General features: G+C 74.4%; 12 protein-coding genes. 7 read left to right on the top strand and 5 right to left on the bottom strand.

Annotated elements, in window-relative coordinates; translation table 11 throughout:
- The first annotated feature begins 3 nt into the window (after positions 1–3).
- Positions 4–1,176: a flavodoxin-dependent (E)-4-hydroxy-3-methylbut-2-enyl-diphosphate synthase gene (gene ispG, locus ACFYZF_RS05955; RefSeq protein ID WP_387016456.1), complete on the top strand. Its 1,173-nt coding sequence runs from the start codon at positions 4–6 to the stop codon at positions 1,174–1,176.
- Positions 1,177–1,347: 171 nt separating this feature from the next.
- Here the strand turns inward: ispG and ACFYZF_RS05950 are convergent, their stop codons facing one another.
- A complete protein-coding gene (locus ACFYZF_RS05950; protein ID WP_387016454.1) occupies positions 1,348–1,950 on the bottom strand; it encodes a PadR family transcriptional regulator in 603 nt (200 codons plus the stop codon).
- A 185-nt stretch (positions 1,951–2,135) separates the two neighbouring features.
- Here ACFYZF_RS05950 and ACFYZF_RS05945 point away from each other — a divergent pair, with 185 nt between their 5' ends.
- Together ACFYZF_RS05945 and ACFYZF_RS05940 are read left to right on the top strand one after the other, a co-directional pair.
- Complete coding sequence (locus ACFYZF_RS05945) at positions 2,136–2,975, top strand: GNAT family N-acetyltransferase (RefSeq protein ID WP_387016452.1); 840 nt, start codon at positions 2,136–2,138, stop codon at positions 2,973–2,975.
- 193 nt (positions 2,976–3,168) lie between these two features.
- Positions 3,169–6,738, top strand: a complete 3,570-nt coding sequence (locus ACFYZF_RS05940; RefSeq protein WP_387016450.1) for an ATP-binding cassette domain-containing protein — start codon at positions 3,169–3,171, stop codon at positions 6,736–6,738.
- Positions 6,739–6,834: 96 nt separating this feature from the next.
- Here ACFYZF_RS05940 and ACFYZF_RS05935 read toward each other — a convergent pair whose 3' ends face one another.
- From ACFYZF_RS05935 to ACFYZF_RS05920, 4 genes are all read right to left on the bottom strand, one after another.
- Positions 6,835–7,902, bottom strand: coding sequence for an NADH:flavin oxidoreductase/NADH oxidase (locus ACFYZF_RS05935; protein ID WP_387016449.1), 1,068 nt, complete (start codon positions 7,900–7,902; stop codon positions 6,835–6,837).
- Between the two features lie 108 nt (positions 7,903–8,010).
- Positions 8,011–9,303 (bottom strand): dicarboxylate/amino acid:cation symporter, encoded by a 1,293-nt coding sequence (locus tag ACFYZF_RS05930; protein WP_387017109.1) that lies wholly within the window; start codon positions 9,301–9,303, stop codon positions 8,011–8,013.
- Between the two features lie 329 nt (positions 9,304–9,632).
- Positions 9,633–10,175: a DUF998 domain-containing protein gene (locus tag ACFYZF_RS05925; protein WP_387016447.1), complete on the bottom strand. Its 543-nt coding sequence runs from the start codon at positions 10,173–10,175 to the stop codon at positions 9,633–9,635.
- Positions 10,176–10,305: 130 nt separating this feature from the next.
- Positions 10,306–11,271, bottom strand: a complete 966-nt coding sequence (locus tag ACFYZF_RS05920) for a glutathione S-transferase family protein (protein ID WP_387016445.1) — start codon at positions 11,269–11,271, stop codon at positions 10,306–10,308.
- Between the two features lie 114 nt (positions 11,272–11,385).
- Here ACFYZF_RS05920 and pcaF point away from each other — a divergent pair, with 114 nt between their 5' ends.
- The 4 genes from pcaF (at position 11,386) to ACFYZF_RS05900 (ending at position 16,247) form a co-directional block, all read left to right on the top strand.
- The gene (gene pcaF, locus ACFYZF_RS05915) at positions 11,386–12,591 is read left to right on the top strand and encodes a 3-oxoadipyl-CoA thiolase (RefSeq protein ID WP_387016443.1); all 1,206 of its coding nucleotides are present in this window, start codon (positions 11,386–11,388) and stop codon (positions 12,589–12,591) included.
- A gap of 162 nt (positions 12,592–12,753) precedes the next feature.
- Positions 12,754–13,566: an SAM-dependent methyltransferase gene (locus ACFYZF_RS05910; RefSeq protein WP_387016441.1), complete on the top strand. Its 813-nt coding sequence runs from the start codon at positions 12,754–12,756 to the stop codon at positions 13,564–13,566.
- 6 nt (positions 13,567–13,572) lie between these two features.
- Entirely contained in the window at positions 13,573–15,750 is a 2,178-nt protein-coding gene (locus ACFYZF_RS05905; RefSeq protein ID WP_387016439.1) for a putative bifunctional diguanylate cyclase/phosphodiesterase, read from the top strand.
- A complete protein-coding gene (locus ACFYZF_RS05900; protein ID WP_387016437.1) occupies positions 15,747–16,247 on the top strand; it encodes a DUF456 domain-containing protein in 501 nt (166 codons plus the stop codon). Before ACFYZF_RS05905 ends, ACFYZF_RS05900 begins: the two co-directional genes overlap by 4 nt.
- Positions 16,248–16,401: the final 154 nt, after the last annotated feature.

Genomic DNA, 16,401 nt, shown 5'->3' with positions numbered 1-16,401 from the left:
GAAGTGACCGCTGTCAGTCTCGGTATGCCCGCCGCGCCGCCCCCGGCGCTCGCCCCCCGGCGGCTCAGCCGCCAGATCATGGTCGGCTCCGTGCCGGTCGGTGGGGGTGCGCCCGTGTCGGTGCAGTCGATGACCACCACCCTCACCTCCGACGTCAACGCCACCCTCCAGCAGATCGCCGAGCTCACCGCGTCCGGGTGCCAGATCGTCCGGGTGGCCGTGCCGAGCCAGGACGACGTCGAGGCGCTGCCGGCGATCGCCCGCAAGTCGCAGATCCCGGTCATCGCCGACATCCACTTCCAGCCCAAGTACGTCTTCGCCGCGATCGACGCCGGCTGCGCCGCCGTGCGGGTGAACCCGGGCAACATCCGGCAGTTCGACGACAAGGTCAAGGAGATCGCCAGGGCGGCCGGCGACGCCGGGGTGCCGATCCGGATCGGGGTGAACGCCGGCTCGCTGGACAAGCGGCTGCTCGCCAAGTATGGCAAGGCCACCGCAGAGGCGCTGGTCGAGTCGGCGCTGTGGGAGTGCTCGCTGTTCGAGGAGCACGGCTTCCGGGACATCAAGATCTCGGTGAAGCACAACGACCCGGTGGTGATGATCCGGGCGTACCGGCAGCTCGCCGAGAAGTGCGACTACCCGCTGCACCTCGGCGTGACCGAGGCCGGGCCGGCGTTCCAGGGAACCATCAAGTCGGCGGTCGCCTTCGGCGCGCTGCTGGCCGAGGGGATCGGCGACACGATCCGGGTCTCGCTGTCGGCCCCGCCGGTGGAGGAGATCAAGGTCGGCAACCAGATCCTGGAGTCGCTGGGCCTGCGTGAGCGGGGCCTGGAGATCGTTTCCTGCCCGTCCTGTGGCCGGGCGCAGGTCGACGTCTACAAGCTGGCCGAGGAGGTCACGGCCGGCCTGGAAGGGCTGCCGGTGCCGCTGCGGGTGGCCGTGATGGGCTGCGTCGTCAACGGCCCGGGCGAGGCCCGCGAGGCCGACCTCGGCGTCGCCTCCGGCAACGGCAAGGGGCAGATCTTCGTCAAGGGCAAGGTCGTCAAGACCGTCCCGGAGGCGCAGATCGTGGAGACCCTGATCTTCGAGGCGCTCCGAATCGCCGACGAAATGGGAGCGGAACTCCCCGAAGAGCTCCGGAACCTGGTCCCAGGAGCCACGGTCACGGTCCACTGACCCACCCACCCTGGGGCGCGCCCCCGCCCGGGCACGCCCGCAAATTCAGAGAACGCGCGCAAATTCAGAGAAGAGTGGCCACTCCACGCGGAGTAGCCACTCTTTCTCTGAATTGCCGTGTGGGTAGGGCGGTGTGCATGGGGTGTTGCGGTGGGGTGTGGGGCCTTGGGGCTACTCGGGTTCGGCGAGGATGGCGTAGAGCTTGCGGCGGGTCTCGGCGAGCACCTGGGCGGCCCGTTCCCGCTGGTCGTCGGTGCCGGTCGTCATCACCTGGCGTAGCGCCTGCATCGCCTGGTTGCCGGCGTCGCGGATGTCGTGCCAGCTGTTGACCGTGTCCTCGGCGAACTCGCCCCACGGCGGGGCCTGTGCCGCCTCGTCGGCCTCGGCGCGGCCCGCTTCGGTGACCGTGAACCGCTTCCGGCCGCCGCCGGCCTCCTCGGTCGCGACGGTGACGACGCCCTCGTCCTCCAGGAGTTGGAGCGTCGGGTAGATCGACCCGGGGCTGGGCCGCCAGGCCCCGCCGGTGCGGGAGTCGATCTCCTGGATCATCTCGTACCCGTGCATCGGGCGCTCGGTGAGCAGGGCCAGCACGGCGGCCCGCACGTTGGGCCGGCGCCCCCGGCCGCGCCCCCGGTGACCGCCCCGGCCGCCGCCGTGCCCGTGCGGGCCGGGTGGGAACGGCGGCCCGGGGGGACCGGGCGGGACCGGCGGGAAGCCGAAGCCGCGCATCCGGGCCTCGTGCTCATGTACGTGCATTCGGTGGTGGAAACCCATCAGGGTTCTCCCTTCCATGTCCTGTCGCTGATGCATCAACGATATATCGCCAACATGTCAGCGACAAGGTTCCGTGCTGTCGGACGTGCGTCGAAGCCGGCACGGCTCGACGTCCGGCGTACCCGTCCCGGTGGGCTCGGCACTCGGCCGGCGAGGCGGCGGGGTGATCTGGCAGGCTGGTAGCCGTGCTGACGGTGCCGGTACGGCAATTGGGGGAGTCGGAGCGCCGCGCGGTCGAGCGGCTGCTCGACCTCGACCCGTTCGCGGGAGCGCAGGTCGCCGAGCGGGTCGCCGCGCGAGGGCTGGCCTGGTGGCGGGCCGAGGGGCGGATCCTGGGGTACGGCGCGCGCCGTAGCCTGGAGTCGATCTGCTGGCTCGGCGGCAACCTCACACCGGTGCTCGCCTCGGAACCCGCCGTCGCCGCCTACGCCGAACTGCTCGCCGCCGAGGATCGGCTCTGCACGTCGATCGTCGGCCGGGCGGACGCGGTGCTCGGGCTGTGGGACCGGCTCTGCGGGCACTGGGGGCCGGCCCGGGACGTCCGGCCCAACCAGCCGCTGCTGGCCGCCGACGCGCTGCCGGCGGTGGTCGTCGACCCCGAGGTGCGACTGGTACGCGCCAACGAGATCGACCGGCTCTTCCCGGCGGCCGTGGCCATGTACACCGAGGAGGTGGGCGTCTCGCCGTTGGCCGAGGACGGCGGGCACGGCTACCGGCGGCGGGTCACCGACCTGGTCCGGGCCGGTCGGGCGTACGCCCGGTTCGTCGACGGCCAGGTGGTGTTCAAGGCCGAGCTGGCGGTGGTGACCCGGCGTACCGCGCAGGTCCAGGGGGTCTGGGTGTCGCCGGAGTGGCGCGGCCGGGGGCTCGCCACGGCGGCGATGGCGGCGGTGACCCGGGACGCGCTGCTGCGGGTCGCCCCGACGGTCAGCCTGTACGTCAACGACTTCAACCTGCCCGCCCGCCGCGTCTACGAGCGGTGCGGCTTCCGCCCGGTCGGCACCCTCGCCACCGTGCTGTTCTGAGGGTGCGGGGGAAGCTCCCCTCGCTGACACCCGCGCCTGACCGTGCTCCCTCCGGCGGTCCCCGGCCCTCCGGCGGTCCCGGCCTCCCGGGCATGGCCCCGGCGGCGTACCCCGATGGGGTAAATGCGTTGAACGGCCCGGCCGGATCGCGCAGGGTGGGGGTACCGCCGCCCCGGAGTCCGGAGGGACCGACATGCGCCTTTTCCGTGACCTGTGGGCTACCTCGGCTCGCCGGATGACGATCGTCGCCGTGCTGATCGTCCTCGGCGCCGCCGGCCAGGCCGCCGCAGCGGCGCTCGCCGGCCCGGTGCTGGTGCACCGCTCGGGGGTGCTGTTCGCCGTCCTCGCGGTGGCGCTCTGCGCCGCGGTCGTCACCGACCTCGCCATCGGGCTGGTGATGGCCGGGCTGACCGCGGACTGGTCCGCCGACGTCCGGCGGCGGCTGTGCCGGGTGGCGTTCGGGCAGGATCTGCCCACCCTGGAGGGAACCCCGGTCGGGGAACTGCTGGACCGGATCGACGGGGACGTCTACCAGGTGGCCTCCGAGGTGCGCGGGCACGGCGTACGGATCGCCCAGATGTCCGCCACGGGCCTGCTCTCCACCGTCGTCGCGCTGGTGGTCTGGTGGCCGGCCGGGGTGAGCATGCTCACGTTGACGGCGTTGCTCGTGGTCGTGCTGCGCCGGCCGACCCGGCGGATCGCCCCGGCCCGGATGGCCGAGGAGGAGGCCTGGACGGACCTCGCCGCCGTGATGGAGGAGGCCGTCCACGGCCAGGACGACGTGCGCACCAGCCTGGCCCGGCCGTACGTGCTGCGGCTCTACGCCCGGCGGGCGGCCGAGGTGCTGACCCGGGGGCGGCTGGTGTGGCGGATGTCGGCGGAGGTCACCGCCATCGGCGCCGGGATCATCCGGGTCGGCATCGTCGGGGTGGTCCTCGGCGGGGCCTGGGCGCTGGCCTCCGGCCGGATCGACGCGGCCCGGCTGACCGCCGTCTGGCTGCTGGTGCTCGCCTTCGGCGCGACCGTCGAGCACATCAGCCGGATGGTGCCCGAGTTGCAGTACGCGCTCGGCGCCTGGGGGCGGGTGCAGCTTCTCCAGGACTCCCGGCAGGAACCGGCCGGCGGCCGGGAGCCCGTCGAGGGCGACCTGGTCGTGCGGAACCTCACCTTCCGCTACCCGGAGGGCGGAACGGAGGACGACCGCGCGCCGGCGCTGCGTGACGTCTCGCTGGACTTCGTCCGGGGCCGGTCGTACGCCCTGGTCGGGCGGACCGGTTCCGGTAAGTCCACCCTGGCCAAGGTGCTCACCCGGGCGGTGGACCTGCCGCGCGGCACCGTGCTGCTCGGCGGGGCGGACCTGCTCGACCTGGACGTCGAGCGGCTGCGTCGGTGGGTGGCCGTGGTGCCGCAGCGCACCGAGATCCTGGCCGGCACGCTCGCCGAGAACGTCGCCCTGTTCGACCCGGCCCTGCTCGACGACGCCGCCCGGGCGCTGTGCGAGCTTGGCCTGACCGGTTGGGTCGCCGAGCTGCCAGAGGGCCTGGACACCCGGCTCGGTGAGGGCGGGCACGTGCTGTCCGCCGGGCAGGAGCAACTCGTCGCGTTCGCCCGGATCCTGGTCCGCGACCCACACGTGGTGATCCTCGACGAGGCCACCGCCCGGCTGGACCCGGTCACCGAGACGCTGGTGCAGCGGGCCACCGAGCGGCTGCTCACCGACCGGATCGGCATCGTCATCGCCCACCGGCTCTCCTCGGTCCGCGGCTGCGACGAGGTGGTGGTGCTGGCCGACGGGGTGGTGGTCGAGGCCGGCCCGCTGCGCTCCTCGGAGCGGTTCGCCGAGCTGTTGGCCGTCAGCCACGCTTCCGCGTACGCCGAGGCGGGAGCGGCCGGGCGGAGCGGCGGCGGCACGGCGCTGCTGACCGATCCGCCGCCGGCCCCGGGTGCCGGTCCCGGTCCCGCCGGGGCGAGCGCGTCGGGTGCCGGTCGGGCCGGGCCGAGCGCGTCGGGTGCCGGTCCCGGCGGGGCGGGCGGGCCGGTCGGCGCGGCCCGGACGAAGGTCGAGCCGCCCCCGCTGCCGCCGACGCCGCCCGCCCGGACGATGCGGGAGATCCTGCGCCTGACCACCAACGACCCCCGGTACGGCCTGACCGCGATCGCGCTGTTCGGGTTCGGGGGGCTGCTCGGCCTGGACGGCTCGGTGCTGCCCTGGCTGTGGGCCGACCTGGTGGACGGCTCCGGCGGGCCGTGGTGGCCGGCGGTCGGGATCGTGACCGCGCTGCTGGTGACCACGCCGGTGCCCTACCTCACCAGCTTCTGGTTCCCCAACTGGTGGGTGCGCCAGATGCTGCGGATCAGCCTGCGGCTGGTGCACGGGCAGACCGGCCCGCGCCGGATCAGCGGACACACCCCGGCCGAGGTGGTCGCCCAGGGCGGCGACACCGAACGGGTGGTGATCCTCGCCGACAACCTGCTCGACCAGGCCATCGCCCTGCTCATCGTGGTCGCCATGACGCTGGTCTCCGGCAGCCTGGTGCCGGCCGCGTTCTTCGCCGGGACGGTGGTCGTCTCCGGGCTGGCGGCGACGCTGTTCGGGCCGCGCCTGGAACGGTCCGCCCGGGCCACCGTCGCGGCCCGGGCGGCGTTCGCCACCTCGCTGGTGTCGTCCCTGTCGGCCGCCCGCACGGTGAAGCTCGCCGGCGCCACCCGTCCGGTGCTGGGCCACCTCGCCGACCTCGACGCCACCCGCAGCGAGCGGCAGCGCCGGGAGATCTCCGTGCAGGTCTGGTCCCGTTCCACGCCGGCCCTGGTCAGCGGCCTGCTGCCGATCGGCGCCTGGGCGCTCTACCTCAGCGGCGGGCTGTCCGCCGGGGCCACCCTGGTCGCGGTGTCCACCCTCGGCGCGGCCCGCTGGTTCGCGTGGACCACGGCGTCCCTGGTCTCGCAGCTCCCGTCGGCCCGGGTGTGGACGCGCCGGACGGTGGCGATGGCCGGGGTGGGGGAGTACTCGGCGCCGGTGGACGGGGTGGACCTGGCCGCCGGGACCGCGTCCGCGCCCGAGCCCCCGCCCCGGCACCCGCTGCGCCGGCTGGACCTGGTCGGCTTCGGCGCGCTGCACACCGACGGGACGCTGGCCGTCCGGGACGTCGACCTGACCGTCGAACGCGGCCAGCTCGTGCTCGTCGTCGGGCCGGTCGGCTCCGGCAAGTCCTCGCTGCTGCGCGCCCTGGCCGGGATCGTGCACCACACCGGCGAGCTGCGCTGGAACTCGGAGCCGGTCACCTCACCGGAGCTGTTCCTGCGCCCCCAGCAGGTCGGCTACGTGGGCCAGCTCCCCCGGGTGCTCTCTGGCACGGTCTGCGACAACGTCGCGCTCGGCCACGACGTGGACGCGGCCGGCGCGGTGTCGACCGCCCAGCTCGACCATGACCTGGCCGCCGCCGGGGGCGGGCTCGGGCTGCTCATCGGGCACAAGGGGACCAGGCTCTCCGGCGGGCAGCTTCAGCGGCTGGCGCTGGCCCGGGCGCTGGCTCCGCGTACGGAGCTGCTGGTCGCAGACGACGTGTCGTCGGCGCTGGATGTCACCACGGAGCTGGAGCTGTGGGCGGCGCTGCGGGAGAACGGGGTGACGGTGGTCGGCTCGACGTCGAAGCGGGCGGCGCTGGTCCGGGCCGACCAGGTGGTGGTGCTGATCGGCGGGACGGTGGCGGCCAAGGGCCCGTGGCGGGACCTGGAGGACGACTGGGGCCACCTGGCAGGCTGACCCCGCGCAGCCGCGCGCGTCTCCCGCGCCGAATCCTGGACGGTTACCGTTCGCACGCGACGGTAACCGTCCAGGATTCGCCCGCCTGCGGTGTGCTCAGAGGGCGCGGGCGTACTGGTCCGGCCAGGCCGGCTCGGCGCCGAGCTTGGCCGCCGCCCGGCGGGGCCAGTACGGGTCGCGCAGCAGTTCCCGGCCGAGCAAAACCAGGTCCGCCTCCCCGCCGGCGACGATCTGCTCGGCCTGCCCGGGCTCGACGATCAGGCCGACCGCGCCGGTCGGCACCCCGGCCTCCCGGCGGATCCGCGCGGCCAGCGGCACCTGGTAGCCGGGGCCGACCGGGATGGCGGCCCGGGCGGAGGCACCGCCGGAGGAGACATCCACCAGGTCGACGCCGGCCGCCGCCAGCTCCCCGGCGAGCACCACGCTGTCCTCGACGGTCCAGCCGTCCTCGGTCCAGTCGGTGGCGGAGATCCGGGCCAGCACCGGCACGTTCTCGCCGATCGCCGCGCGGACCGCGCGGGCCACCGCCAGGGTCAGTCGCATCCGGTTGGCCCGGTCGCCGCCCCAGCCGTCGGCGCGGTGGTTGGTCAGCGGGGACAGGAACTCGTGCAGCAGGTAGCCGTGCGCGGCGTGGATCTCCACGGCGGCGAACCCGGCGTCCACCGCCCGCCCGGCGGCCGTGGCGAACGCCTCGACCACGCCCGCGAGCCCGGCCTCGTCGAGCGCGGTCGGCACCCGGTACTCGGGCACGAACGGCTCCGCGCCGGGGCCGACCGGGGTCCAGCCGCCCTCGGCGTCCGGCACCCCGCCGCGCCGTGCCGCCCACGGCTGGTACGTCGACGCCTTGAACCCGGCGTGCGCGAGCTGGACGGCCGGCACCGCGCCCTGCGCGGCGACGAAGGCGGTGACGGGCCGCCACGCGTCGACGTGGGCGTCGGACCAGAGGCCGGTGTCCTGGGGGCTGATCCGGCCCTCGGGCACCACGGCGGTCGCTTCGGTGATCACCAGGCCCGCCCCGCCGACCGCGCGGGAGCCGAGGTGCACCCGGTGCCAGTCGGTCGGCAGGCCGTCCGGGCCGGCGCTGTACTGACACATCGGGGCCAGGGCGACCCGGTTGGGCAGGGTGACGGCCCGCAAAGCCAACGGCGTGAACAGACTGCTCATCAAGAAATCCTCTCCGGCCCAGGCCCGGGCTTCAGGGACGCATGATCAAGAGGGTCTACGTCAGGAACGATCTCCGCAGTGACGCAAACCTCTTGATCAACACGGGTGTCAGGCGGGTACGGGGCTCGGGTCGTCGGTGCGGCTGAGGGGAGCGTCCGGTTCGGTCAGGTCGCGGCGGCCGGCCGAGTCGTACGCGGCGCGGTCCAGGGTGCCCTCGCGGGCGGCGACGATGGTCGGGACGACGGCCTGACCGGCGACGTTGGTGGCGGTGCGGATCATGTCCAGGATCGGGTCGATGGCCAGCAGCAGGCCGGCACCGGCCAGCGGCAGGCCCAGCGTGCTCAGGGTCAGCGTGAGCATCACGATCGCGCCGGTCAGGCCGGCGGTGGCCGCCGAGCCGACCACGGAGACGAACGCGATCAGCAGGTAGTCGCCGACGCCGAGGTCCACCCCGAAGACCTGCGCCACGAAGATCGCCGCGAGGGCCGGGTAGATCGCCGCGCAGCCGTCCATCTTCGTGGTGGCGCCGAACGGCACCGCGAACGAGGCGTACTCGCGGGGGACGCCGAGGCGTTCGACGGAACGCTGGGTCACCGGCATCGTCCCGACCGAGGAGCGGGAGACGAAGGCCAGCTCGATGGCCGGCCAGGCGCCGGCGAAGAAGCGCAGCGGGTTGAGTCGACCGGCGACGGCCAGCAGCAGCGGGTAGACCACGAACAGCACGATCGCGCAGCCGACGTACACGGCGGTGGTGAACTTCGCCAGCGGGGCCACCAGGTCCCAGCCGTACGAGGCGACGGCGTGGCCGATCAGGCCGAGGGTGCCGATCGGGGCGAGCCGGATCACCCACCACAGCGCCTTCTGCACGATGGCCAGCAGCGACCGGTTGAGCGCCACGAACGGCTCGGCGGCCTCGCCGACCAGCAGCGCGGCGGCGCCCACCACCAGGGCCAGGAAGACGATCTGGAGCACGTTGCCCTCGACGAACGCGCCGACCGGGTTGGTCGGCACGATTCCGGTCAGGAAGTCCGTCCACGAGCCGGTGGCCTTCGGCGGGGCGGCCCCGCCGACGTCCAGGGTGACGCCCCGGCCCGGGTCGGTGAGCAGGCCGAGGCCGATGCCGATGCCCACCGCGATCAGGGCGGTGACGCCGAACCAGAGCAGCGTCTTCAGCGCCAGCCGGGCGGCGTTGGCCACGCCGCGCAGGCTGACCACGCTGACCACGATGGCGGTGAAGACCAGCGGCGGCACGGCCAGCTTGAGCAGTTGGACGAAGAGGCCGCCGACGGTGTCGAGGGTGCTGGCCAGCCAGCTCAGGTCGTTGGCGCGGGCGAGGAAGCCCAGCGCCACGCCGAGGACGAGGCCGAGCAGGATCTGTAGGGAGAAGGGGAACTTGCGCAGGGCGGAAGCCATGAGGATGAGTCCAGGGGTCCGGGGGCGGTCGGTCGGGCGGGCGTCAGGAGACGGGCCGCGCCGGACAGATGCCGCTGGCCTGCCGTCGGAGGTCGACGTACAGGCGCACGGTGAGGTGCCAGACGTTGGTCATCGCCTGCCGACGATACGCCGCCTCCGCCGCAGGTGGAAGGAGCGTCGGTGGTGAGGCTCCTTACGGGGGCGTCGGCGGGGCCCGGTGACGACCGGAGACGCCGGGCGAGGGCGGTGGCCAGCCCTCGGCCTCACCGTCAGTTGTCGAGGTCGACGCATCGGACGGAGCACAGGCCCGGAGGCCCTCAGCGGCTGCGCCGGGCGAGGGTGGCGGCGGTGGCCAGGCCCCAGACGGCGCAGACCGCGAGCAGCACCCGCTCCAGCACGCCGACCAGGGTGCCCCGGCCGACGACGAGCATCGCCAGCCCCACCGCCCCGGCCAGCGGCAGCGACACCGCAGCGCCGCAGGCGGCGAGCTGCCGCAGCCGGGCTGCCGCAGCCGGGGTGAACAGCACCGCCAGCATCGCGAACACCACGGCCGCGGTCGCCGCGATGCTCGCCCCGCCGTGCACCAGGTCGGCCACGGTGGCCCGCTCGAACGGCGGCAGCGGGCAGCCGGCGCTGCACGTCACCACGCCGGAGAGCGCCGTGCACACGCCGCCGGCGGCGAGCAGGACGGCCGCGACCCGCGCCGCCGCCGGCAGCGCCGCGGCGAGCAGCAGCAGCGCGCCGGCCAGGGCGAACACCCCGATCCGGTACGTCGCGGCGTACCCGCTGTCGGTGACGCCCGCCTCGCTGACGTACCCGGTCAGGCCGGGGCCCGGACCGGCGACCACGGCGACGGTCACCGCGACCGCACCCGCCAGGAGGCAGCCGGCGGCGGCCGACGCGGCGGCCCGGGGCGCGGGCCGAGCCGGGGCGGGCCGGCCGGGTCGGGGTTCGGCGCCGGCCGGCCCGGCCGGTGCCGGCCGGCGCCGGTCAGCCACGCCCGTGCGGCGCGGTCCAGCCGGAGGTGTCCGGACCCAGCGGCACGATCCCGGTCGGGTTGATCGCCGGGTGGGTGCCGTAGTAGTGCCGCTTGATGTGGTCGAAGTCGACCGTGTCGCCGAACCCGGGGGTCTGGAAGAGGTCCCGGGCGTACGCCCACAGCACCGGCAGTTCGGTCAGCTTGTGCCGGTTGCACTTGAAGTGCCCGTGGTACGCCGCGTCGAAGCGGACCAGCGTGGTGAAGAGCCGCACGTCGGCCTCCGTGATCGCGTCACCCATCAGGTAGCGCCGACCCGCCAGCCGCTCCGACAACGCGTCGAGCCGGCCGAACAGCGCGGTGAACGCCTCGTCGTACGCGACCTGGGAGGTGGCGAAGCCGCACCGGTAGACGCCGTTGTTGACGTCGCGGTGGATCTCGGCCATCAGCGCGTCCAACTCGTCGCGCAGCCCGACCGGGTAGAGGTCCGGCGCGCCGGGGCGGTGCAGGCTCCGCCACTGCGTGGACAGGTCCAGGGTGAGCTGCGGGTAGTCGTTGCTGACCACCCGCCCGGTGAGCGTGTCGATCAGGGCCGGCACGGTCACCCGGCCGGTGTAGCCCGGGTCGGTCGCGAGGTACGCCTCCGCCAGGTACGAGATGCCGAGCGCCGGGTCCCGCCCGCCGGGGTCGAGGGTGAACCGCCAGCCCCGCTCGTCGCGGATCGGGTCGACCGTGGCGAGCGAGATCGCGTCGTCCAGGCCGAGCAGGCCGAGCACGATCCGGGCCCGGTGCGCCCACGGGCAGGCCCGGCACCAGACGAGGCGGTACCGGCCGGCTTCGAGGGGCCACCGGCCGTGGGCGTCCGGTCCGCCGCCGGGCGGGGAGTCGGAGTCGGGGGCGACCCGCCCGGTGAACCGGTTGGGTTGGCGGACGAACTCCCCGCTGCCGGAGGTCTCTGCGCTGAACTGGGCCCGGGCCATGCCGACAACCTATCGGCTCTCGGCGCGGATATCCTGGCCCGCGTCGCCGTGACCCGGCGGCCCCGTGACCCGGCGGCTTCGCGCCGGCCTTCCCACCCCCGAAGGACTACGTCGATGACCGTGGCATATCTCGTGGCCGGTGTCCGCACCCCGATCGGCCGGTACGCCGGCGCACTGTCCGGGGTGCGCCCCGACGACCTCGCCGCGCACGTGATCCGCGAGTTGGTCGCCCGGCACCCGTCGGTCGACTGGGCCCGGGTCGACGACGTGGTGCTCGGCTGCGCCAACCAGGCCGGCGAGGACAACCGCAACGTGGCCCGGATGGCCGCGCTGCTGGCCGGGCTGCCCGGCGCGGTGCCCGGCAGCACCGTGAACCGGCTCTGCGGCTCCGGCCTGGACGCGCTTGCCATCGCCGCCCGGCAGGTCGTCGCCGGGGAGGCGGAGCTGGTCGTGGCCGGCGGGGTGGAGAGCATGAGCCGCGCCCCGTTCGTCATGCCGAAGGCCACCTCGGCGTTCTCCCGGTCCCCCGAGGTGTACGACACCACGATCGGCTGGCGGCTGGTCAACCCGCTGATGGAGAAGGAGTGGGGCATCGACTCGATGCCCGAGACCGCCGAGAACGTGGCCGCCGAGTGCGGCGTCGACCGCGCCGCGCAGGACGCGTTCGCGTACCGGTCGCAGCGGCGGGCCGCCAGGGCGCAGGCCGCCGGCCGGTTCGCCGAGGAGATCGTGCCGGTGACCGTGCCGGCCGGGCGGCGCGAGACGAGGCTCATCGAGGTGGACGAGCATCCCCGGGAGACCTCGCTGGAGAAGCTGGCCGCGCTGCCCACCCCGTTCCGGTCGGGCGGCACGGTGACCGCCGGCAACTCCTCCGGTGTCAACGACGGCGCGGTCGCCCTGCTGGTGGCGAGCGAGGCGGCGGTGGCCCGGTACGGGCTGACCCCGCTGGCCCGGGTCACCGGCGCCGCCGCCGCCGGGGTGCCGCCCCGGGTGATGGGCATCGGGCCGGTGCCGGCCACCCGCCGGCTGCTCGACCGGCTCGGCGTCGGTCTCGACCAGGTCGACGTGGTCGAGCTGAACGAGGCGTTCGCCGCCCAGTCGGTGGCGGTGCTGCGCGAGCTGGGCCTGCCCGAGGACGCCGAGCACGTCAACCCCAACGGCGGCGCGATCGCCCTGGGGCACCCGCTGGGGGCCAGCGGCGCCCGGCTGGCGCTCACCGCCGCGCTGGAGCTGCGCCGCCGGGACGGCCGGCGGGCGCTCGCCACCATGTGCGTCGGGGTGGGGCAGGGCATCTCGCTGATGCTGGAGTCAGTCGGCTGACCGGTACCGGGCGGCCGAATCGGATCTCGCCTACCGTGGAGTCTGCGGCTTAGAGTGTGGACCACCACCACAGACCTGCGGGTCGGCCGGCCACCGTCCGGGTGCGGCGCACCCGGCGGCCGGCGCGGCCCGTGGCGCGGCGACGATTGGCGGGAGCGACACATGCCGGACGGACTTCCCACCGAGATCGACCTGAGCCGGCCGAGCGCGGCCCGGGTCTACGACTACTTCCTCGGCGGCGCGCACAACTTCGAGATCGACCGGAGGCTGGCCGAGCAGATCGCCGGCATGACGCCGAACCTGCCCGCCACGATGCGCGCCGGCCGGGAGTTCCTGCGCCGCGCGGTCCGGGTGCTGCTCGACGCCGGCATCGACCAGTTTCTCGACATCGGCTCGGGGATTCCCACCGTGGGCAATGTCCACGAGGTGGCCCAGGGCGCGAACCCGAAGGCCCGGGTGGTCTACGTCGACATCGACCCGGTGGCCGTGGCGCACAGCCGGGAGCTGCTGGCCGGCAACGACCTGACCGGTGTGATCCACGCCGACCTGCGGGAGCCGGAGCGCATCCTCGCCGACTGCCGGGCCTCGGGCCTGCTCGACTTCGGCCGCCCGGTCGGCATCCTGCTCGCCGGGGTGGTGCACTTCGTCCCGGACGCCGACCGTCCCGCCGACGTCCTGGCCACCCTGCGGGCCGCCGCCGTCCCCGGCAGCTTCCTGGTCGTCTCCCACTCCACGTTCGAGGACCAGCCGCAGGAGATGCTGGACGCGCAGCGGCTGTCGGCGCGCACCGACACCGAGATCACCCTGCGCTCCCGGGCCGAGGTCACCGGCTTCTTCGGCGACTGGACGATCCTGGAGCCGGGCGTGGTGCACATGCCGCTGTGGCGACCCGACACTCCGTCCGACGTGGACGACCATCCCGAGCGGTTCGGCGCGTTCGGCGGTGTCGCCCGGTACGACCAGCCAGCCGGCTAGGCGGACATGACAGCCGTGCCGGAGCCCGGTGGCGAGCAGCTCAGCCGGGCCGGCGCTCAGGCGTACGCCGCCGGGTGGACCCGCGCGGCCCGCCGTGTCGGGTTCGTGCCGCTGAGCGCCGACGAGACCGAGCGGCTCCTGTTCGTGCACACGGTACGGCTGGCCCAGGCGCTGCTCGCCGAGGCGTTCTCCGCCCAGCCCGCCGAGGACGTCGGCCGGGCGCTGGTCGAGGCGCACCTGACCGAGCCCGGGCTCCTGGACTGGTCGGTCACCGCGCTCGGGGAGCGGTTCGCGGCCCAGGTGCTGCCGGGCCACGAGGCCCGGCCCGGCACGGCCGACCGGGTGGCCGCCCTCCAGGGCGCTCTCGCGGGCGGGTTCGCCCGGGCGCTGCGCGCCCGCACCTTCGCCCAGCAGGAACGCATCGCCCGCAGCGCCTGGCAGGCCCGGGACTCCGTCGAGCAGGCCCTGCGGGACAGCGAGGCGCGGTTCCGGGCGCTCTTCACCGGAGCGGCGATCGGGATCGGCATCGCCGGCACGGACGGGCAGATCATCGAGGTCAACCAGTCCTTCGCCGACATGCTCGGCTACTCCGCCGAGGAACTGCGGCACACCAACGTGGCGGGGCTGTTCCACGCCGACGACGCGGCCGGGATGTGGGAGCTGTACCAGGAGCTGATCGGGGGTAAGCACGACTCGGCCCGGATGGAGAAGCGCTACCACCGCAAGGACGGCAGCGTGGTGTGGACGGACCTGGCCGTCTCGCTGATCCGGTACGACGACGGACGGCCGCGCTTCACCGTGGCGATGATCGAGGACATCACCGAGCGGTACGAGCTACAGCAGCGGCTGCGCTTCCAGGCGCTGCACGACCCGCTCACCGGCCTGCCCAACCGGACGCTGTTCTTCGAGACCCTCGGCCAGATGCTCGGCGACGCCGGCCCGGACCACCGGATCGGGGTCTGCTTCCTCGACCTGGACGGCTTCAAGGCGGTCAACGACAGCCTCGGGCACGACCTCGGCGACCGGCTGCTGGTCGTGATCGCCCGCCGGCTGGCCGAGTGCGTCGCCGGGCACGGCCACCTGGTCGCCCGGATGGGCGGCGACGAGTTCGTCATCCTCGTCGACGGCGGCGACGGCATCGACGACGCGGTGGGCGTCGCGGAGATGGCCCTCGCGGCGGTCTCGGCCCCGGTGCACGTCGGTGACCAGCAGCTCGCGGTGTCGGCCAGCATCGGCATCGTGGACTGCCTGTGCGCCGAGACCAGCGCGTCGGAGCTGATGAAGGCCGCCGACACCACCCTGTACTGGGCGAAGGCGGAGGGGCGCGGCCGGTGGGCGGTCTACGACCCCGAGCGCAGCGCCCGGGACATCGCCCGTTCGGCGCTCGTCGCCGGTCTGCCCGCGGCGCTGGACCGGGGCGAGTTCGTCGTCCATTACCAGCCGATCGTGTCGCTGCGGGACTCCTCGATGGTGGCCGTCGAGGCGCTGGTCCGCTGGCAGCACCCGGAGTTGGGGCTGGTCGGGCCGGACCGGTTCATCGGGCTGGCCGAGGAGACCGGCCTGATCGTCCGGCTCGGCGAATGGGTGCTCCGGCAGGCGTGCCGCGACGCCGAGGCGTGGCACCGGGAGTTCCCGGAGGCGAAGCTGGTGGTCAGCGTCAACCTGGCCGCGCGGCAGGCCGACGACCCGGGCATCGTCGACACGGTGGCGAGCGCGCTGAGCCACACCCGGCTGCCCGCCGCCCTGCTCCAGTTGGAGCTGACCGAGAGCGCCGTGATGGGCACCCCGGGGGAGCCGCTGCGGTCGCTGCGCCAGCTCGCCGACCTCGGCGTACGGCTGGCGATCGACGACTTCGGCACCGGATACTCGAACCTGGCGTACCTGCGGCGGCTGCCCATCCACTGCCTCAAGCTGGCGGGGCCGTTCGTGGAGGGGATCCGGGCGGACGACCCGCTGGACCCGGCCGACCACCGGGACGAGCGGATCGTGGACGCGCTGGTCCGGCTGGCGCACGCTCTGGAGCTGTGGGTCACCGCCGAGGCGGTGGAGACCCAGGCGCAGGCCGAGCGGCTACGCGCGCTGCACTGCGACACCGGGCAGGGGTGCTGGTTCGGCGCCCCGGCCCCGGCCGGTGTGATCACCGCCCGGCTGCGGGGCGACGATCCCCCAGAGGGAGTGGCATGAGCCTGACGGACTCGCAAACGGTCGTCTCGGTGGTGGCCGCGCTGGCCATCGTGGCCGGGCTGGCCGGGGTGGTGGTGCCGGGGCTGCCCGCGCTGCCACTGTGCTGGGGCGGGGTGCTGGTGTGGGCGCTGTTCGGCGACACCGGGGCGGGCCGCTGGCTGGTGCTCGCCGCCGCCACCGTGGTCGCCGTCGGCGGTGCCGTGGTCAAGTACCTGTGGCCGGGGCGCAACCTCAAGAGCGCCGGGGTGCCGACGTCGTCCCTGCTGGCCGGCGGCGTGCTGGGACTGGTGGGGTTCTTCGTGATCCCGGTGGTGGGGCTGGTGGTCGGCTTCGTCGGTGGGGTGTGGGGTGCCGAGCGGCTGCGGCTGGGCAGCAACCAGCTCGCCTGGCCGTCGACGGTGCAGGCGCTCAAGGCCGCCGGGCTGTCCATGCTGGTGGAGTTCCTCGCCGGCCTGGTGATCGGTGTGCTCTGGGTCGCCGGCCTGCTGTTCGCGTGAGCGTGGTGCGGCGGCGGGGGCGGATCGCCGTACGGTGAGAGAGAGGTGAACGCCCCGCGCCGCCGCGTGCCGGGCGTTGCCGAGCGCCCGGCGGGGCCCGTCCGGATCGGGCCTGGTCACAGGCTCAAGGATGCGGCCGCCGGTCGCGGTGGGC

The sequence above is a fragment of the Micromonospora sp. NPDC001898 genome (assembly GCF_042891255.1).
Taxonomy (GTDB): domain Bacteria; phylum Actinomycetota; class Actinomycetes; order Mycobacteriales; family Micromonosporaceae; genus Micromonospora.
This window is presented reverse-complemented; position numbering and strand designations above follow the sequence as displayed.

Bases quoted from the DNA above. Each gene is read 5' to 3' on its own strand.
- ACFYZF_RS05900 (WP_387016437.1), top strand. From the start codon at position 15,747: ATGAGCCTGACGGACTCGCAAACGGTCGTCTCGGTGGTGGCCGCGCTG.
- ACFYZF_RS05950 (WP_387016454.1), bottom strand. From the start codon at position 1,950: ATGGGTTTCCACCACCGAATGCACGTACATGAGCACGAGGCCCGGATG.
- ACFYZF_RS05910 (WP_387016441.1), top strand. From the start codon at position 12,754: ATGCCGGACGGACTTCCCACCGAGATCGACCTGAGCCGGCCGAGCGCG.
- ACFYZF_RS05935 (WP_387016449.1), bottom strand. From the start codon at position 7,902: ATGAGCAGTCTGTTCACGCCGTTGGCTTTGCGGGCCGTCACCCTGCCC.
- ACFYZF_RS05940 (WP_387016450.1), top strand. From the start codon at position 3,169: ATGCGCCTTTTCCGTGACCTGTGGGCTACCTCGGCTCGCCGGATGACG.
- pcaF (WP_387016443.1), top strand. From the start codon at position 11,386: ATGACCGTGGCATATCTCGTGGCCGGTGTCCGCACCCCGATCGGCCGG.
- ACFYZF_RS05920 (WP_387016445.1), bottom strand. From the start codon at position 11,271: ATGGCCCGGGCCCAGTTCAGCGCAGAGACCTCCGGCAGCGGGGAGTTC.
- ACFYZF_RS05905 (WP_387016439.1), top strand. From the start codon at position 13,573: ATGACAGCCGTGCCGGAGCCCGGTGGCGAGCAGCTCAGCCGGGCCGGC.